This is a genomic window from Pseudomonas sp. 30_B, assembly GCF_017491605.1.
Taxonomy (GTDB): Bacteria; Pseudomonadota; Gammaproteobacteria; order Pseudomonadales; family Pseudomonadaceae; genus Pseudomonas.
On the sequence record NZ_JAFGYY010000013.1, the window covers coordinates 18,282 to 37,573 of the forward strand.

Consider the following 19,292-nt stretch of genomic DNA (forward strand, 5'->3'; position numbering starts at 1 on the left):
CAGTCGAAGCGAAGCCGCGTACACGCTATCCAAGCACTCCGATCAGCCCCCTCTCCCTCTGGGAGAGGGTTGGGGTGAGGGCAACGCCTGGCACCAGACCTTGCCCATCTCCGCACCGATCAGAAGTCCAGGCTCAACGCCAGGTTCACGCCCTGCTGCAGGTCGTCGCTGCTGTGATGCGCGCTGTAGCCGCCGCGCAGGGACAGCTCCGGCGTCAGCTTCTGCGCGAAGCCCAGCGACAGGCGCTGCATGTGGCTCTGCGGGGTGTAGCCCTCCAGGGTGAAGCCGTTGGCCGGCAGGCTGGTGAAGTTCATCCCGACGTTCTGGGTGTCGTCGGCATACTCGCGCTCCACCGCCACTTCGCCGAACAGCTGGGTTTCGGCGGAGAGGTCGAGCTTGCCCTGCAGGCCGGCGCCGAGCCGCCGGGAGTAGCGGTCCTGCTCGTCGAAGGCCAACGAGGTGGAGTGACCGCCGTCCTCTTCGTAGCTGTCCACCTTCACCCGCGCCCAGTCGGCGCTGACGAAGGGCGACAGGTGCCAGTTCTCGCCGCCCTGGGCGATGTCGTAGCCGAGGCGGCCGCTGAAGGCGAGCAGGCTGCCGTTGGTATCGCCCTTTTCCTCGACGGTGCGGTCGACCAGGGCGAACTTGCGGTTGGCCTCGTCGTAGTCGAGGTGGCCGCCGGTCACCGCGGCGTCAGTCCACCAGCGGTTCTGCTGGTACTGCGCGAACAGGCTGCCCAGGTAGCTATTGAGCTTGTAGTCGGAGTCCTCGGCGCCGGCTTCCAGCTTCTGCCGGTAGAAACCGGCAGCGGCGCCGATGCGCCAGGCGTCGTCCAGGCGGTAGCTGCCGCCCAGGGTCAGGTTGTAGCCGAAGCCATCGCCACTGGCGGCGCTGTCCTGGTCGTCGTAGTCCAGGTGCTGGCCGCCCCCGGAGATGAAGCCGCGCCACTGCCTCGTGGCCTGCCAGTTCTCCCAGTCCGCCAGCCATTGGCTGTGCAGCGTGTCCTGGAAGCCGTTGTAGGTCCCCAGCGCCATCTCCGGCAGCAAGGTGGTTTCCCAGGGCGCGGCGAGCACCGAATAGGCGTAGTCGGCAATCAGCCGCTGGCCGGCGATGGTCGGGTGCACGCCATCGTTGAAGATCAGCTTGGTCGGGTCGGGGGTCGCGCTGTGGCGGCCGTAGAGCGGGTTCTCCGGGCAACTGTTGCCGCTGAAGCAGGTACCCACCAGGTTGGTGCCAGTGGCCAGGCCATAGGCGCCCGGATCGGCCAGGACTTCCTTGAGCAAGCCCGGAATGTTCAGCGGGATGACGTTGGCATCCGACGCGGCGAGCTGGCTGACCAGCTCCTGGTTGAAGATGCCCGACAGCTGGGTGCCGAAGGACTGCAACGGGGTGCCGTTGGTGGCCGGAGTCAGGCCCAGGTCCGGCAGCAGCCAGACCATGATGTAGCGCGCGCCGGCATTGTGCAGCGCGTCCACGCTGTCCACCAGGCGCCCGGCCGCAGCGCGCGCGGTGGGATCGTTGGTGATCTGGAACTGGAGGAAGTCGTTGCCGCCGCCGGTGAGGTAGTAGAGCGCGTTCGGGTCCGCCCGACGCCCCACCAGATAGCCGTCGCGGGTACGGGTATTGCCCCCGGCGCTGACCACCGAGCCGCCCGGCGCGGTAATGGAATCGTAGATCTGGTCGGTGCGGTAGCCGCCCACCGCCCAGTCGTTGCCGTCCACGGTACCGGGGACCAGCGAGGTCGACGGGTTGAGGTCGGCAGAGGAAATACCCAGCTTGCCGCCGAGGATCATCGGCGCGGTGGGGCCGAACGCTTCGCCATGGCCTTCCAGGTAAGTCGGACCGGTGCGGTTGGTGAAGCGCGTCGAGGCACCGGCCGGGCCGCCGGCGTCGGGGAACTGGCCCGAATCGCTGAGGCTGTCGCCGAACACCACCATGGTCGAATAGGGGGAAGAGGCTGCCGAGGCCTGCGAGGCAATCGCCAATACGCAGGCAGCCGCCAACGGGGTGAGCGCCTGTCTGATCATCCTGCTACTCCGTGCTTGTTTTTATTGGGCTGACAGAACGCCCTCACAGTAGCAGAGTTTTCCCGGGCGACACCCCTATCTCGCGGCTATCTTCGTGAACCTTGCTCAGTTTTGCGGGCGACTGCTGCGCAACAGGCTCAACGCCATCAGCCCGAGCAGGCCGACGCCGGCCAGCAGCACAACCCACAGGCCGTAACGTTTCCAGCGGCCATCCGCCCTGGGTTGCGCGTCCTGAGTCTCGGCCACCGGGCTCTGCAGACCGCCTTTGAGATGGGCCTCGCCCATGGCGGACAGGCGCCCGGGCTCGAAGCCGGGCACCAGCGTCGACAGCGGCAGGCTGCCATCGGCCGCCGACGCACTGCCGACCGCCAACTGATAGGGCTGGCCACCGCGCGCGAGGAACACCACTTCGCTGGCGCGCACACCGATGCTCAGGTTCGCCGTCGAGCCGCCCAGGCCGCCACCACGGGCGTCCGGTTGCAGGCGCAGCTGGCTGACCGGATAGCCCGGCAGCTCCAGCTCCTCCTGGGTGATCTCGCCGCCCTCCCCCGGCAGGCGATAGAGCACGCCCCGCGCCAGCGGCGTCCACTGCACGTTGCCGTCGTGGCGGCCGGAGAGCGCCACCGGCGCCAGGGTATTGGCCTGCGCCAGCGGAATCCGCACGCGCTCGACCGGCAGCGCCAGCGGCAGGCTCCAGCTGAATCCGCCGTTGGCATCGGCCTTGGCCGCCAGCGGCGCGGACCACAGCATGGGGATCGGCCCGTTGCTGCTGCGGCTGCCACTCAAGGTGGCGCCGTTCAGTTTCGCGGCCTGCTGCGGCGACTCCCACCACAGGCGCAGGTAGCGCGCCGACTCGCCGGGCAGGGCGATGGCGTTCTGCTCGATGCGCTGGCCGTTGAAGTCCAGCCGCGCCAGCTGTCCTTCGCCCAGGGAACGCCAGTGCTCCAGGTCGTCGCTGGCTTCGACGCGCAGGCGCTGGAAACCGTCGCTGTCCGCCGTCCAGTCCAGTTGCAGGCGGTCCAGCGGCAGGTCGCCGGAGCCGGTTTCCAGCAGCCAGCCGCGCAGGACCTGCTGCGGATCCTGGGCCGGTGCGCTCGGGGTGATTTCCAGGATGGTGCCGGTGGTGCTGCGGACGATCTTCAGGTTGTCGCCGGCCGCGCTGCCGGAGGCGCCACGCAGCGGGAAGATGCGCGCCTGCACCTCGCTGCGCACTTCCTTCTCGCTGGCGGCACTGGTACGCAGGCTGTAGGGCAGCGCCTCGCCCTCGGCGTTGAAGATGCGCACATCGCGCAGATCGCCGTGGCGGGCGGTGAACAGCACCTCGATCGGCAATTGCACGCGGTACCACGGGCCGTTGCCGGAGATCTCCAGCGGCACGCGATTGGCGAAGTCCGCCGGAGCGGGTGCCGCACTGGCGTGGTTGCCCAGCAGGCACGCAGCGGCGAGCAGGACGAGGGATTTCAGCTTCATGCGGAAGGTTGCTCCTGTTGCGGTTGCTCGTCGGGCGCGGGCCGGCGCGGCGGCAACGGCGCGAAGTAGCCGACGATCAGCATCAGCACGCCGACGCCGATGAAGGAAATGATGCGTTCCAGGCTGCCGCCGCTGGCGCGGTCGACGAGGAACAGCTTGACCACCACGACCACCAGCAGCGCCGCGCCGACCAGCCAGAAGTCGCGCCGGCCGCGCAGATGCCCGGCGATCATCAGGCCCAGGGCGATCAGCGCCCAGACGATGGACAGCCCGGCCTGCACCAGCATCGACTCGCGCAGGGCGAAGGCGTCGAACGGCACGCCGCCCCAATGGTGCGCGGCGCGGCAGACCGCCATGGTCAGCAGCGCGAACAGCGAGGCGCCCAGCACCGCCTGCACCGGCAGGCGCAGGGTGGATTCGGCCACGCCCAGCTGCGGCAGACCCAGGCGCGTCCACTGGAACACCGCCGCCAGCACGATCAGCATGCCCAGTTCCAGCGGGTTCAACAGCGGCAGATACGGCAACGGCTCCGCCGAACCGTCGCTGAACAGGTTGACCAGCCAGAACCAGCCCAGCAGCACCAGTGCCACCGGCACGGCGGCAACCGCCCGGTACTCGCGCTCGAAGGCCGCCACCGGCCACGGCAGGCGCCGCACGCCGCCCATCAGGATCAGGTAGATACTCGGCACCAGCGCCCAGCCCAGCCAGCGCCAGGCGTTGTAGTGCTCGGCCAGGGCGAAGAACAGGTAGCGCAGCTCCAGCGCCGCCACCGCGAGAATCAACCAGCAACCCAGCACATGGGCCGCCTGCGCCGCCAGACGCGGCAACAGCGCATCGAGTCGGCGCAGTACGAAGAAGTGCACTACGAACAGCGCCAGCCAGCCGAGCCAGCCCAACTGCGCCAGCGGGTGGTATTCCAGGTTCCACGCACTGGCCAGCGCCACCACGCCCAGCGGCGACAACGCCAAGCAAAGCAACGCCAGCGCACGCCATTGTTCGCGCCGCGCCAGCAGCGACCACAGCGCCACGCTCACGGCGGCAACCAGCAGCGCCACGTGCTCGCGCATTTCGGCCGGCACGAAGCGGGCGATCTCCCACAGCGCGGTCAGCGCCCACCAGCCAGCACCCCAGATCAGCAGCAGTTGCGACAATTGCTCCAGACCCAGCCCGCCCAGCGCCAGGCGACGCTCATGCTCGCTGGCCCGATGCAGGCGCCAGGCGCCGACCAGTGCCGCCAGCGCCAGCACCGCCGGCGTCCAGAAGCCCACGTGCGCCAGCGGCTTCAAGCCTTCGCTGGGCAGATCGCCGAACAGCGCCGGGCCACCGAGCAGGAACGCGCCCGCGCCGATCACCTGCAGCACCAGGCCAAAGACGAAGGCCGCGCGCTGCTGCAGTTGCAGGCTCAGCCAGAGGATCAGCAGGCCGCTGCCGGCCCAGACGGCGGCCGCCGTGCGCCACGGCAGCACGAACAGCACGGCGAGGTTGATGAAGGCCAGGCCCAGCAGCAGGACCACGCTCAGGCCGAGCATCAGCCGGCGGTCGTCGCGTACCAGGGAATCGCGCGCGGCGATCAGCATGGCGGCGATCAGCGCGAGACCGATCAACGAGGCCGTCACCAGCCCGCGCCAGCCCGAGCCGAGCACGCCGCCCCCCGCCTCGGCCCCCTGCAGGTGCAGGAGGAAGATCGCGCCGCCCAGCAGCTGTACCGCGAAGGCGCAGGCCAGGAAGGTGCGCGAACGCAGGCGCAGCGCGGCCAGCAGCGTTACCAGACCGGCCACGGCCCAGGTCATGGCCGTGCCATCCGCACCCATCAGCAGCGGCGCGATCAGGTAGAGGAAGCCCAGGCCGAAGGTCGCCAGTACCGGGCGCACGTTCGGCTCCCAGCTGCGCAGCACTTGCGAATCGGCATTGCGCAGGTTCCAGAAGCTGAACAGCAGCGCCACGCCGAGCATCAGCGCGCCCAGCGGTGCGCCTTCGAGCAGATGCAGCGACAGTGGATCGGAACGCAGGTCGGCGAGGAAGGCCAGCGCCGCACCGATCTGCAGCAGCAAGGCGAAGATGCGCGCCAGCGGCCGCTGCTGGCGCAGGCCGAGCCAGTAGATGCCGGCAGCCTCTACCGCCCAGGCGGCGGAGGTCCAGCGTGCGTCCAGGCCCAGCGGGATCGCCAGGGTGCCGAACACCACGCCCAACGCCAGGCAGGTCTCCACCAGCAGCAATGCGCGGCCGGCGGGGCGCCCGGCCAGCAGGCGCGCGAGGAGCATGTAGAACAGCCCCAGCGCCAACGCGCTGAATGCCGCGCCGAACTCCAGGTGCTGGATGACGCCGAATTGCAGGCCGAAGCCCACCAGCGGCGTGCCGAACAGCACGGTGCCGTCGACGTAGTCGGTCTGCCGCGCCGACCAGCGCAGCAGGGCGTCGCGGGAATCGTCCGGCGGCCCGCCGGCGGCCTCGCGCAGGCGGCGGCGGGCGAACAGCAGGCCGATGGCGACGTAGGTAAGGAAGAACAGGATCAGGAACGGCTCGGTGCTGGCGAACAGCTCCGGCTTATAGGAACGCAGCCCCCAGGCCAGGCCGATGCCGAAGGTGCCGAAGAAGCCGATCAGGTTGAGCATCCGCCAGGCCTTGAACCAGGCGATGGCGAAGATGCCGGCGTTGAGCAGGGCGAAGTAGCTGAACAGCGCGACGTGATTGCCGCCGCCGGAAGACGCCAGGATCGGCGCGGCAAATCCACCCAGCGCGGCGGCGGCGGCGAGGCCGAGGGCGTCCTGCAGAATGGCGAGGATCGCCGAGAACAGAGTGACCGCCACCAGCAGCATGAAACCGGCCTGCGGCTCGATCAGCACCTCGCCGTGATTCATCGCCGGGTACAGCTTGATGCCGGCGAACACCGTCAGGTAAAGCACGGCGATGCCGGTGCCCTGCAGGACCAGCGCATAGGCCGGACGGCGATGGCGCAGCCACCAGCCCAGGCCCAGCAGCGCCAGCGCGGCGCAGGCGGTGCCGATGTAGGGGCCTTGCGGCGGCATGACCATGCCTTCGGTGGCATAACGCAGCAGGAAGGCCAGGCCGAGGAACAGCAGCACCACGCCGACACGCAGCACAGTGTTGCCACCCAACAGCCAGTCGCGGGCGGCGCCAAAGGCGCGGTCGAACAGGGAAGGAGCGGGCGGGGACGGTGGCACTGGAGGCGCGGCAGGTATCTGTTGCGGCTGAACCTCGGGCTCCTCTACGCGAGCCGGGGCCGCCGGCTTTTCCATCGGCTCGAGCACCAGGTCCGACCACTCGATGGGCGCCTCCACCCGCGCGGCGGCCGCAGGGGCCGGTGCCGGCTCGTCGGCGGGTAGTTCGATGTTCCAGTCCAGTTCGGTGGCAGCGGGTTCGCCGGCGGACGCGTCGACTTCGGACTCGGCTGGCGCAACGGGCATTTCCGGCGCGACATACTCGACGCTGGCCGGGGGCGCTGGCCGGGCGGCACTGCGCTCCACCTGCACCAGCCGCTCATAAAGGGCCTTGGTGCCCTGCTCGAAGCGCTCGCCGAAAACCTTCAGCTCACCGCGAAGGCTGGCGTTCTCCCGCTTCAGACTTTGCAGCGCGATCGCCTGCCCCAGCGCGAGGCCGACCACCGCACCCAGCACCGCCCCGGTGATCGACTCGCCCGCAGCGGCGCCGATGACCAGGCCGACCAGCATGAAAATCCATTGCATGCTTTCGAATCCTTGAGGTTTTGTACGAATCCATCCCGAACCAGGCGGCAACGCCCGAAAGGCTGAGTATATCGGTCCGACTCCGTGACCGGTCTCCTACAGACTCACAGCCTTGAATATTCAGACGTCGCGACACCGCCTTTCAGCCACGCGAAGACGACGGCTTTTGGTAGGAGCGAGCTTGCTCGCGAACCGCCCAACACCGATACGGCCGGCTAATGCTGTTCGCGAGCAAGCTCGCTCCTACAGATGGGCCGACTACGGCGACAGGCAAAAAAAAAGCCGGGCATAAGCCCGGCTCTTTCGTACTGCTGGTCGATTTAGACCTTGCTGCGCTCGTAGCGCTTGCGGTCGTTCTCGTCGAGCAGCTTCTTGCGCAGACGGATCGACTTCGGCGTCACTTCCACCAGCTCGTCATCGGCGATGAATTCCAGAGCCTGCTCCAGGGTGAAGCGGATCGGCGGAACCAGGGCAATGACTTCGTCCTTGCCCGAAGCGCGCATGTTGTCGAGCTTCTTGCCTTTGGTGGGGTTGATCACCAGGTCGTTGTCGCGGCTGTTGATGCCGGCCAGCTGGCCTTCGTAGATCTCGTCGCCCGGGGCGAGGAACAGCTTGCCGCGGCTCTGCAGGGTTTCCAGCGAGTAGGTCAGCGCGGTGCCGGTGGCCATGGAGACCAGTACGCCGTTCTGACGGTTGGACACTTCGCCGGCCTTGATCGGGCCGTAGTGGCTGAAGGTCGAGGTCAGGATGCCGGTGCCCGAGGTCAGGGTCAGGAAGTTGTTACGGAAGCCGATCAGGCCACGCGCCGGAATGGTGTACTCCAGGCGCACGCGGCCCTTGCCGTCGGGGATCATGTTGGTCAGATCGCCCTTGCGCAGGCCCATCTGCTCCATCACCGAGCCCTGGTGCTGCTCTTCGATGTCGATGGTGACGTTCTCGTAAGGCTCCTGCTTCTCGCCGTCCTTCTCGATGATCACCACTTCCGGACGGCCCACGGCCATCTCGAAGCCTTCACGGCGCATGGTTTCGATCAGAACCGAGAGGTGCAGCTCGCCACGGCCGGAAACCTTGAACTTCTCCGGGCTCTCGCCTTGCTCGACGCGCAGGGCCACGTTGTGCAGCAGTTCCTTGTCCAGACGCTCCTTGATGTTGCGGCTGGTGACGAACTTGCCTTCCTTGCCGGCGAACGGCGAGTCGTTGACCTGGAAGGTCATGCTCACGGTCGGCTGGTCGACGGTCAGCGGCGGGCGGGCTTCGACGTGCTGCGGATCGCACAGGGTGTCGGAGATGAACAGCTCGTCCATGCCGGATACGCAGACGATGTCGCCGGCTTCGGCGTCAGCCACTTCAACGCGCTGCAGACCGGAGTGACCCATGATCTTCAGGATGCGGCCGTTGCGCTTGGAGCCGTCGTCGCTGATGGCGACCACCGGGGTGTTGGCCTTGACGCGACCACGGGCGATACGGCCGATGCCGATCACGCCGAGGAAGCTGTTGTAGTCCAGCTGGGAAATCTGCATCTGGAACGGGCCGTCGACGTCCACTTGCGGAGCCGGGACGTGGTCGATGATCGCCTGGAACAGCGCGTCCATGTTGTCGTCCATCTTCTCGTGGTCCATGCCGGCGATGCCGTTCAGGGCACTGGCGTAGACGATCGGGAAGTCCAGCTGCTCGTCGGTGGCGCCGAGGTTGTCGAACAGGTCGAAGATCTGGTCGATGACCCAGTCAGGACGCGCGCCCGGACGGTCGATCTTGTTCACCACCACGATCGGACGCAGGCCGGCCTTGAAGGCCTTCTGGGTCACGAAGCGGGTTTGCGGCATCGGGCCGTCCTGGGCGTCGACCACCAGCAGTACGGAGTCCACCATGGACATCACGCGCTCTACCTCGCCGCCGAAGTCGGCGTGGCCGGGGGTGTCCACGATGTTGATGTTGTAGCCGTTCCACTTGATGGCGGTGTTCTTCGCCAGGATGGTAATGCCGCGTTCCTTTTCCTGGTCGTTGGAGTCCATCACGCGCTCGCTTTCCGCTTCTTTGCGGTCGAGGGTGCCGGACAGCTTCAGCAGCTTGTCAACGAGGGTGGTCTTGCCATGGTCGACGTGGGCGATGATGGCGATATTGCGCAGTTTTTCGATCACAGTGTCAGTCTCGAGAGTGAATCTTCGGCTGCCGTTTTCGGCAGCGGGGCCGCGCCGTGGCGCGGCGGTGCAAAAGGTCAGGGCGTGAGCCTACGCACCGAATGTGTCGGGAGGTCGGTGGCGGATGCTGCCGCCAAACAGACCGGGCTGGCGGCGTTGGTCCGCGCCTTTATTGCGGACGGTAAACACGCACATTGGTGTGCCCTTCGTTGACCAGGTGGTGGGCGTGCAGGCGACTCATGACGCCCTTGTCGCAGTAAAGAAGGTACTGGCGGTTGGGGTCCAGTTCCTTGAACTTGCTGTTGATCGCGTAGAACGGCATGGGCAGGACTTCGATGCCTTCGAGCGCCAGCGGTTCATCTTCCTGGGCATCCGGGTGACGGATGTCCACGACGATCTGGCCGGGCAGCACTTCGTCGACCATTTCCACCGGCAGGTCCTTGCCCAGTTCGTCGATCACCCGATCGACGGTCATCTGGGTGGAACGCTCCAGGGCACGATCGAGCACGGCCATGTCGAACTTGGACTCTTCGTGGTCGACGCGGTACGGCTTGGCCTGGGTGGTCGGGTTCACCGAGATCACGCCGCAGTATTCGGGCATGTGCTTGGCGAACTCGGCGGTGCCGATCTTCGTTGCGGTGTCGATGATGTCCTGCTTGTGGCTGACGATCAGCGGGCGCAGGACCAGGGTGTCGGTCACCCGGTCGATCACCGAGAGGTTCGGCAGGGTCTGGCTGGAGACCTGGGAAATCGCCTCGCCGGTCACCAGGGCGTTCAGCTCCAGGCGCTCGGCCACGCGGCTCGCGGCGCGCAGCATCATGCGCTTCAGGGTCACGCCCATGTAGCTGTCGTCGACCTTGGTGAGAATCTCGCCGACCACTTCCTCGAATGGCACGCTGACGAACAGCACGCGCTGGGAACGGCCGAACTTCTCCCATAGATAGTGGGCGACTTCCATCACGCCCAGTTCATGGGCACGACCACCGAGGTTGAAGAACACGAAGTGGCTGATCATGCCGCGGCGCATCATCTGGTAGGCCGCCACGGTGGAATCGAAGCCGCCGGACATCAGCACCAGCACCTGCTCCAGCGCACCCAGCGGATAACCGCCAAGGCCTTCGTGCTGGGCGTGGATGACGTACAGGCGGTCGTAGCGGATTTCCACCCGCACCTGCACTTCCGGGTTCTTCAGCGACACGCCCGCCGCGCCGCACTGCTGGCGCAGGCCGCCGCCGACGTAGCGCTCCACGTCGATGGAGGTGAACGGGTGCTTGCCAGCGCGCTTGCAGCGCATGGAGAAGACCTTGCCCGGCAACTGGTCGGCGAAGTGCAGCTTGCACTTCTCCAGGATGTCGTCGAAGTCGCCCAGCGGGTACTCGTGCACTTCCAGGAAGTGGCCGATGCCCGGGGTGCAGGTGAGGCGCTCGATCATCTCGCGCAGCACCTTGGGATCGGTGACCTGGGTCTCGACGTCCAGGTTGTCCCATTCGCCTTCGACCAGCAGCTCGGGGTCGAGGTCGCGGAGCACCGTGCGAATGTTCTTCGCCAGCTGGCGGATGAAGCGCTTGCGCACCGGCCGGCTCTTGATGGTGATTTCCTGGAAGACCTTGACGATGAGTTTCATGCGGACCGGGCGATTGCCATGGGACAGAAAAAAAGGGGCAAGATTATATCCGAAATTGCTCAAGACTTGAGCAGAATTCGGAGACTTTCTTTCATGTGCACCAAAATGGACTTATGCACCATGACAAGGCACTAAAACGGTGCACAATTATCCCGCAATTCCTGGTTACGCTCGCCAGAGCCCCGTAAATCAGCGCTTCTGCACGATTGCGGGCACTGGCACGCAACTTGCTCTCTTGTGAGGCAGGTTGCCCTGGCGGACTATCCGGCCGGCATCACCCGATACTGGGGCACAGAAAGCTCCCAGCTCTAATCCCTCCTGGAGGACAGCATGTCGTACAAGTCGCAACAACTGATCAAAGATCATGACGTGAAGTGGGTAGACCTGCGCTTCACCGATACCAAAGGCAAGCAGCAGCACGTCACCATGCCCGCCCGCGACGCGCTGGACGATGACTTCTTCGAAGCCGGCAAGATGTTCGATGGCTCCTCCATCGAAGGCTGGAAGGGCATCGAAGCCTCCGACATGATCCTGCTGCCGGACGACAGCACCGCCGTGCTCGACCCGTTCACCGAAGAGCCGACCCTGATCATCGTCTGCGACATCATCGAGCCGAGCACCATGCAAGGCTACGAGCGCGACCCGCGCAACATCGCCAAGCGCGCCGAGGAATACCTGAAGTCCACCGGTATCGGTGACACCGTATTCGTAGGCCCGGAGCCGGAGTTCTTCATCTTCGACGAAGTGAAGTTCAAGTCCGACATCTCCGGCTCGATGTTCAAGATCTTCTCCGAGCAGGCCTCCTGGAACACCGACGCTGACATCGAGTCGGGCAACAAGGGCCACCGTCCGGGCGTGAAGGGCGGCTACTTCCCGGTACCGCCGGTCGACCACGACCACGAAATCCGTACCGCCATGTGTAACGCCATGGAGGAAATGGGCCTGGTGATCGAAGTTCACCACCACGAAGTGGCCACCGCCGGCCAGAACGAGATCGGTGTGAAGTTCAACACCCTCGTTGCCAAGGCTGACGAAGTGCAGACCCTGAAGTACTGCATCCACAACGTCGCCGATGCCTACGGCAAGACCGTGACCTTCATGCCGAAGCCGCTGTACGGCGACAACGGCTCGGGCATGCACGTTCACATGTCGATCTCCAAGGACGGCAAGAACACCTTCGCTGGCGAAGGCTATGCCGGCCTGTCCGATACCGCCCTGTACTTCATCGGCGGCATCATCAAGCACGGCAAGGCCCTGAACGGCTTCACCAACCCGGCCACCAACTCCTACAAGCGTCTGGTTCCGGGCTTCGAAGCCCCGGTAATGCTGGCCTACTCGGCTCGCAACCGTTCCGCCTCGATCCGTATCCCGTACGTATCCAGCCCGAAAGCCCGCCGCATCGAAGCGCGCTTCCCGGACCCGGCTGCCAACCCCTACCTGTGCTTCGCAGCCCTGCTGATGGCCGGTCTGGACGGCATCCAGAACAAGATTCACCCCGGCGATGCCGCCGACAAGAACCTGTACGACCTGCCGCCGGAAGAGGCGAAGGAAATCCCGCAGGTTTGCGGCAGCCTGAAAGAGGCGCTGGAAGAACTCGACAAGGGCCGTGCGTTCCTGACCAAGGGCGGCGTGTTCACCGACGAGTTCATCGATGCCTACATCGAGCTGAAGTCGGAAGAAGAAATCAAGGTGCGCACCTTCGTGCACCCGCTGGAATACGACCTGTACTACAGCGTCTGATCCACGAATACCTATAAATAGCGTCAGCATTAAGGCCTCCTTCGGGAGGCCTTTTTTATTGCCGCGCCATGCACCGCCTCTGTAGGAGCGAGCTTGCTCGCGAACCGCCAAGCACCGGTGCTGCCGGGGAATCTGTTCGCGAGCAAGCTCGCTCCTACGAAAAGCAGCGCTATGGCAGTTTACCGAGGCTCGCCGGCCTCAGAGCAGCTTGTAGCGAATCCCCAACTGACCCTCACGAACTCTCTGCCCATAGCGCGCCGGTAGGTGCGCACTGAGCGTCCTCTGCCGGACCACGCCTTCATAGCTGCAGATTTCACGCTGCTCGACATCCTTGTGGTGCAACACCCAGGTCACGCAGGTGCCGTCGGCGGCGTCGATGGGCATATTGAAATAGGTAGCCCCTTCCGCCGCACCGACGTGGGACGCCGCCGGCACGATGCCGCCGGGGAAGGGACGCGCGTCGAGGAAGCCGAACTGCGAGTCGTGCTGCAACAGGCTCTGCCGGGCATAAGGCCAGACACAGGAACGCAGAAAATACTGATCGGCGAAGTGCTCCGAGACCACCGGTTGGGCGAGGAAGTTCTCCATCAGCGGGCGCATCGGCGGCAGTGCACCGGCGCAGACACCCCACATCCCGGCGAGGATCAGCTCGGTATGGGTGGCGAAGTCGCGCATCACATGGAAGCGCTCGCCGCCGTCGATCCACTCCTGCACGGCCTCCGCCTCGCGCGGGCTGATGACCGAGTCGGCATCGCGGAAGATCACCCGGTGCACGTCCGGCAGGTCGTAGGCGAGGAAGCGCCACATCGGGCCGGGAGCGTTGAGCAACCGTGTATCGGTCACCGCGATCACCCGGCCGCCTTGGCGTAGCCGCTCGATGACGCGCGCCGGAACGCTGCCATCGACGAAGAACACGCAGCGCCAGTGGGGATAGACCGCCGGCTGCTCCAGCACGTTGAGGATCGCGGTCTCGCAGTACTTGGGGTTAGCACCGAACAGGGAGAAGGCGATCAGGTTGTTCTCGCGAGTCTGCGCGCTGGGTGCCGACGGCAGCGGCGCGGCGAGCACGTCATGGGGCAGCACGGGCGCTGCGCCAAACCTTTCGTCGCGCAGGCGCAGGGCGGCCAAGCCCCAGCGACGCACCTCTTCGGCGTTCTGCTTGACACCCCAGGCGTGGGCCAGCGCATCGTAGATCGCCAGGCCGTTGCCCTTGGCCTTCAGCGCCCGCTGTGCGTACCGGATGGCGTCGTCCCACTGTTCGAGCTTGATGCTGTAGACCGCCGCATCCATCCATGGCACCGCGTGCTGCGGCGCCATACGCTGGGCCTGCTGCGCACATTGCAGCGCCGCACGGTAGTCGCCACGGGCGCTCGCCGCACTGGCCTTGTCGCCCAGCGCGGTCAGCGCGGCATTGAGCTGCTGCAGGTTGGTGCCGCCGGCCTGGCGGGGAATCCTGGGTTTCATTGCCATTGCGCCTCGCTCATTCGGAGAATGGCGAGCACTCTATTGCGCCAGGACTGACGCCCCCATCAGAGAAAACTGATGAGCCTTACAGGGATGACTGAAGCCGGTCAGCCGCGCGCCGGATCTTCGCGCTCACCGCCCTCCTCGCGCGAGCTCGGCGGCCGGGTCAGTTGCACGTTCAGGCGCGGCATCGATAGCTCCAGGCCAGCCTTGTCCAGCCTCTGGCGCAGGCGCAGGTTGAAGGCGCGCTGCACCTCCCACTGGCGAATCGGCGCGGTCTTCAGGCGGAAGCGGAGGATCGCCTGGCCGTTGTCGAAGCTCTCCACGCCCTGCATCTCCAGGGCCGACCACATGGCGCGGCTGATGGTGCGGTCGCCGCGCAGGTCGCGGGTGACTTCGTGGACCAGCGTCACCGCATCGTCGATCGGCATGCTGGCCGGCACCGGCCAGCGGAACATCGCGTAGCCGAATTCCCGCGAGTAGTTCTTGATGCTCTTGATCTCGCTGAAGGGGATGGTGTGCACCACGCCGTCCAGGTCGCGCAGGCGCACGGTGCGGATAGTCAGGCCCTCGACGGTGCCCAGGTGGCCGCCGACGTCCACGTAGTCGTCGATGGACAGCGAGTCCTCGATGATGATGAACAGGCCGGTGATCAGGTCCGCCACCAGCGACTGCGCGCCAAAACCGATGGCCAGGCCGATGACGCCCGCGCCCGCCAGCAGCGGCGTGACGTTCATGCCCATGTTGGCCAGGGCGACGATCAGCGCGATCACCGCGATGGTCACGAAGAGCACGTTGCGGATCAGCGGCAGCATGGTCAGCGCACGGGTATTGGTGCGGTTCTTGCCGCCCAGCCCGAGGCTGTGCTGGACCGCCGTGTCGGCGAGAATCCACACCAGCCAGGCCACCAGCAGGGTGGTGCTGAAGCTGATCAGCTTGAGGCTGATGGCCGAGCCGTCGCCCTCGGTGAAGCGGATCAGCGACATGCCCCAGACGCGCAGGCCGATCTCGAGGAACACCAGGAGGTTGGCGATGTGCAGCAGGGTGTAGGCGAAGTTCTGCAGCTGTTCGACATAGGGCGCGCTGCGCCGGCTGCCATGCCGCGAGGAGCGCAGGTGGGCGCGGCGAATCAGGCCGTTGACGGTCATCGCCACCACCGCGACCAACGCGCACAGCAGCGCACGGCGCAGGGCGTAGGTGCTGTCGCCGGCGGTGACCACGGTGGCGAACAGGGAAATCCCCACCAGCACCAGTACCGGCAGGAACCACAGCGAGCCCACCAGCTCGACCAGATCATGCAGGCCGCGACGCTTGATCCGGCGCTCCAGCGGCTGGTTGCGGATCAGGTGGGCGATCGGCCGGCGGAACTGCAGGACGAACAACGCGGTGCACAGGGCCGCGAAGATGTTCGCCAGCGAGCCGACGCACAGTGCCGTGCTCTGGCCCAGGCTTTCCACCACGCGCGGGTCATGCATGATCTCGCCCAGCGAGGCCAGGCTGCCGATCAGCCACAACGGGCGGAAGGCGCGGCGCCGCAGGATGTCCAGCGCACGCATGCGGTGCGGGCCGCTGAGCAGCGACAGGGAGATCACGCACAAGGCGGAGAACAGCGTGCCGCAGACCAGCACGTAGGCCATCACCATCGCCAGCAGTTTGCCCAGGGAGCTGGGCAGCACCACCGACAGGTAGAGGGTGATCAGGAACGCCACCAGCCAGGGGCCGAGCTTGCGCAGGGCGAACAGCAGCAGGTCGCGGGTCTTGGGATGCTGCGGCAGCTCGTTGGCCAGGCCGAAGCGCTCCTGCATGCGCTTCGCCACCCAGCGCAGCCCCAGGGCCACGCAGGCCCAGAGCAGGGTCACGAGGAAGAAGTCGAAGAGCATCCCCGACCATTCCTGCCAGGACGGGATGCGGGTTTCCAGCTCGTCGCGGGCCTGGCCGAACAGCGACGTCCAGCGCAGCACCGGGCTGTTCTCGCCTTCGAACTGCTTCTCCAGGCTGCCCAGGGTGTCGCCGATCAGGCCCAGTACGCCGCCCTGCTCGTCCGCGCTTTTCTTGCTCGCATCGCGCAGCTGCTTGAGCTTCTTCAGCAGATCGGCCCGCTGCTGGTCGTTCTCCAGCGTCTTGATGACCTGGTCCAGCGACTGCTGCAGCTGCGCATCGCTGACCTTGTCGCCGCCACCCGTCACGCTGGCCAGCGGCCCCGGCAGCGCTGCCTGCGCAGGCACCGCGAGCAGGCCGGAGCCCAGGCAGCACAGCAGCAGGCACAAGCGGAAACAGGAACGCAGCAGGTCAGTCACGGGCACACCCCTGGGCAGATAAAGGAACGCTCGCCGGCATCATACAGAGGACTCAGAGCCTGTTTACGATCTTGCGAGCTAGGGTAGAACAAGGCGCAACGACCAACGGGAGTAACAGCCGAAGGCTGGCCCGAAGGGTGAGCGCCAGCGAATCAAACAGGCGAGGACGCGGAGTTTACGAGCTGTAAATGAGCAGTCCTCGCCTGTTTTTAACGCAGTTATACCGACGCGCAGCAGATCGTAAACAGGCTCTCGGCCGGCAATGGACTGCGGTGCTGCATGAAAGGTCCGTCGGCGAGCGACAGCGCACATTCTGAGCTGCCATGCTGAATCACAATAGGCAACTTGCCAGCCGTCGTCGGCAATGCAAGGCTTGGCATGACCATCCGGAGATCGCCCATGCGCCTGATCCTCACCGCCCTGTTGCTCGCCGCCGCGCTGCCGGCCAGTGCGCAGATCTACAAGTACACCGATGCCAACGGCAATACGGTATTCACCAACCAGCCGCCAGGCAACGTCGGCGCGCAGCCGGTCGAGCTGCCCCCGACCAATACCGTCGCCCCGCAGGCGCCGGTGAATACCGACACCGGGAACAACGACGGCAACACCGCCCAGGAGCAGAACGCCTACACCATCCTGGCGCTGAGCAACCTGCCCAACGACGAAGCCCTGCGCGCCAACAACGGCACCTTCGTCGTCGATGTCGTGGTGCAGCCGGCACTGGCCATGGACCACCAGCTGCAGCTGCTGCTCGACGGCCAGCCCTACGGTGCACCGACCCAGAACACCAGCATCACCCTGGAAAACCTCGAACGTGGCGATCACACGCTCGCCGTCGAAGTCGTGCAGGGCAGCCGGGTGATCCAGACCAGCGCAACGGCCAGCTTCACCCTGCAGCGCATCAGCACCAACAGCCCGCAACGGCCCCAGGTCTCCCCCAGGACGGGCGGCTGAGCATGCGTCAGCTGGCGTCCCTCGTATTATCGGCCCTGCTGTCGGCGCTGGCCTGCCAGCCGGCCAGCGCCGAGGTCTACACCTACATCGACAAGGACGGCAACCGCGTCTTCACCGACCAGCCCGCGCGCGGCAACGCGCAGAAACTGCAGCTCGCGCCGCCCAACGCCATGCCCAACCAGCCCGGCGTGCGCATGCCGCCCCCGCTCTATGCGCCCACCACGCCCGCCTTGCCTCCGGGTCCGCCGGCGTACCAGCTGCTGCGCATCCTGGTACCGGAGCCCGACTCCACCATCCGCGCCAATGACGGAGCCCTGATCGTATCCGCCACCAGCGACCCCGCCCTGCTGCCCGGGCACCTGTACCGCCTGCTGCTCGACGGCAAGCCGGTGGGCGAGCCTGGCCGCAGCCCGGTGTTCCCGCTGTACAACGTCGAGCGCGGTACGCACCAGCTGTCGGTGGAGATCATCGATACCCTGGGTCGCACCATCGAACAGACACCGAACCAGCCCTTCCATATGTTCCGCGTTTCGGTAGCCGAATCGGCGCCGCTGGACACCACTCACCCGCTCAGCGCCGCCAGCCATTGACGGCGGCGGGCACCCCGGCACAAATGCACCATATCGGTGCGCCAGGCTGCACCACTTTCTATACTCTCCCCATTTCAGGTCACTCCCGCCGGCTGGACTGACCCTCTGCGCCGTGCAAACCGGCGCCAGGCGCCGAAATACGCGACCTTCCGCAGCCTGGTTTGTTTCTTGCATTTTCCCGCACAGTCTTGGGACATCTCTTACACCATGCCTACAGAAACCCAGCTCCGCCTGTTGCTCGACAACCTCACCACGGCGGTGATCCTGCTCAATGCCGAGTTGCGCCTGGAGTACATGAACCCGGCGGCGGAGATGCTCCTGGCGGTCAGCGGGCAACGCAGCCATGGCCAGTTCATCAGCGAGCTGTTCACCGAATCCCCCGAGGCGCTGCACTCGCTGCGCCAGGCGGTGGAAGAGGCGCACCCCTTCACCAAGCGCGAAGCGACCCTGACCTCGCTGACCGGCCAGAGCATCACCGTGGACTACGCGGTGACGCCGATCCTCAATCGCCGCGAGACCCTGCTGCTGCTGGAGGTCCACCCGCGCGACCGGCTGATGCGGATCACCAAGGAGGAAGCGCAGCTGTCCAAGCAGGAGACCACCAAACTGCTGGTGCGCGGCCTGGCCCATGAGATCAAGAATCCGCTGGGCGGAATTCGCGGCGCGGCGCAGCTGCTTTCCCGGGAGTTGCCGGACGAATCGCTCAAGGACTACACCAACGTCATCATCGAAGAGGCCGACCGCCTGCGGAACCTGGTGGACCGCATGCTGGGCTCGAACAAGCTGCCGCAGCTCTCGGTCACCAACGTCCACGAGATACTGGAGCGCGTCTGCAGCCTGGTGGAAGCCGAAACCCAGGGCAGCATCCCGCTGGTGCGCGACTACGACCCGAGCATCCCCGACCTGCTGCTCGACAAGGAGCAGATGATCCAGGCGGTGCTCAACATCGTGCGCAACGCCATGCAGGCGATCGCCTCGCAGAACGAACTCAAGCTGGGCCGCATCACCCTGCGCACCCGCACCCTGCGCCAGTTCACCATCGGCCACACCCGTCATCGCCTGGTGTGCAAGGTGGAGATCATCGACAACGGCCCGGGCATTCCGGCCGAACTGCAGGACACCATCTTCTATCCCATGGTCAGCGGCCGTGCCGACGGCACCGGGCTTGGCCTGGCCATCACCCAGAACATCATCAGCCAGCACCAGGGCTTGATCGAATGCGAGAGCCACCCCGGCCACACCGTATTCAGTCTGTTCCTGCCCCTGGAACGAGGAGTCCATTGA

11 protein-coding genes are annotated in these 19,292 nt (G+C 66.0%); 4 read left to right on the forward strand and 7 right to left on the reverse strand.

Annotated features, from left to right (window positions below; all coding sequences use genetic code 11):
• Positions 1 to 119 precede the first annotated feature (119 nt).
• The 5 genes from estP to thiI all read right to left on the reverse strand — a co-directional run bounded on the left by estP (position 120) and on the right by thiI (position 10,963).
• Positions 120 to 2,027 (reverse strand): esterase EstP, encoded by a 1,908-nt coding sequence (gene estP / locus J5M67_RS15715; protein ID WP_207886274.1) that lies wholly within the window; start codon positions 2,025 to 2,027, stop codon positions 120 to 122.
• A gap of 105 nt (positions 2,028 to 2,132) precedes the next feature.
• Positions 2,133 to 3,497, reverse strand: coding sequence for a DUF3999 domain-containing protein (locus J5M67_RS15720; RefSeq protein WP_207886275.1), 1,365 nt, complete (start codon positions 3,495 to 3,497; stop codon positions 2,133 to 2,135).
• A complete protein-coding gene (locus J5M67_RS15725; RefSeq protein WP_207886276.1) occupies positions 3,494 to 7,201 on the reverse strand; it encodes a DUF2339 domain-containing protein in 3,708 nt (1,235 codons plus the stop codon). The genes J5M67_RS15720 and J5M67_RS15725 overlap by 4 nt, the downstream gene beginning before the upstream one ends.
• Positions 7,202 to 7,521: 320 nt before the next feature.
• A complete protein-coding gene (gene typA, locus J5M67_RS15730; protein ID WP_207886277.1) occupies positions 7,522 to 9,339 on the reverse strand; it encodes a translational GTPase TypA in 1,818 nt (605 codons plus the stop codon).
• A gap of 169 nt (positions 9,340 to 9,508) precedes the next feature.
• A complete protein-coding gene (gene thiI / locus J5M67_RS15735; RefSeq protein ID WP_207886278.1) occupies positions 9,509 to 10,963 on the reverse strand; it encodes a tRNA uracil 4-sulfurtransferase ThiI in 1,455 nt (484 codons plus the stop codon).
• Between the two features lie 330 nt (positions 10,964 to 11,293).
• Here thiI and glnA point away from each other — a divergent pair, with 330 nt between their 5' ends.
• On the forward strand, positions 11,294 to 12,703 hold the full coding sequence (gene glnA / locus J5M67_RS15740) for a glutamate--ammonia ligase (protein ID WP_207886279.1): 1,410 nt from the start codon (positions 11,294 to 11,296) through the stop codon (positions 12,701 to 12,703).
• 198 nt (positions 12,704 to 12,901) lie between these two features.
• On the opposite strand, the gene J5M67_RS15745 is transcribed toward glnA, so the two are convergent.
• Complete coding sequence (locus J5M67_RS15745; RefSeq protein ID WP_243434692.1) at positions 12,902 to 14,173, reverse strand: tetratricopeptide repeat protein; 1,272 nt, start codon at positions 14,171 to 14,173, stop codon at positions 12,902 to 12,904.
• 101 nt (positions 14,174 to 14,274) lie between these two features.
• Positions 14,275 to 16,434 carry a mechanosensitive ion channel family protein gene (locus J5M67_RS15750; RefSeq protein ID WP_243434701.1) on the reverse strand — a complete coding sequence of 720 codons (2,160 nt, stop codon included), beginning with the start codon at positions 16,432 to 16,434 and terminating at the stop codon, positions 14,275 to 14,277.
• A gap of 429 nt (positions 16,435 to 16,863) precedes the next feature.
• Between J5M67_RS15750 and J5M67_RS15755 the strand changes: the two genes are divergently transcribed.
• The 3 genes from J5M67_RS15755 to glnL all read left to right on the forward strand — a co-directional run bounded on the left by J5M67_RS15755 (position 16,864) and on the right by glnL (position 19,292).
• Positions 16,864 to 17,418, forward strand: a complete 555-nt coding sequence (locus tag J5M67_RS15755) for a DUF4124 domain-containing protein (RefSeq protein WP_207886281.1) — start codon at positions 16,864 to 16,866, stop codon at positions 17,416 to 17,418.
• 11 nt (positions 17,419 to 17,429) lie between these two features.
• On the forward strand, positions 17,430 to 18,008 hold the full coding sequence (locus J5M67_RS15760) for a DUF4124 domain-containing protein (protein WP_243434702.1): 579 nt from the start codon (positions 17,430 to 17,432) through the stop codon (positions 18,006 to 18,008).
• A 207-nt stretch (positions 18,009 to 18,215) separates the two neighbouring features.
• Entirely contained in the window at positions 18,216 to 19,292 is a 1,077-nt protein-coding gene (glnL, locus tag J5M67_RS15765) for a nitrogen regulation protein NR(II) (RefSeq protein ID WP_207886283.1), read from the forward strand.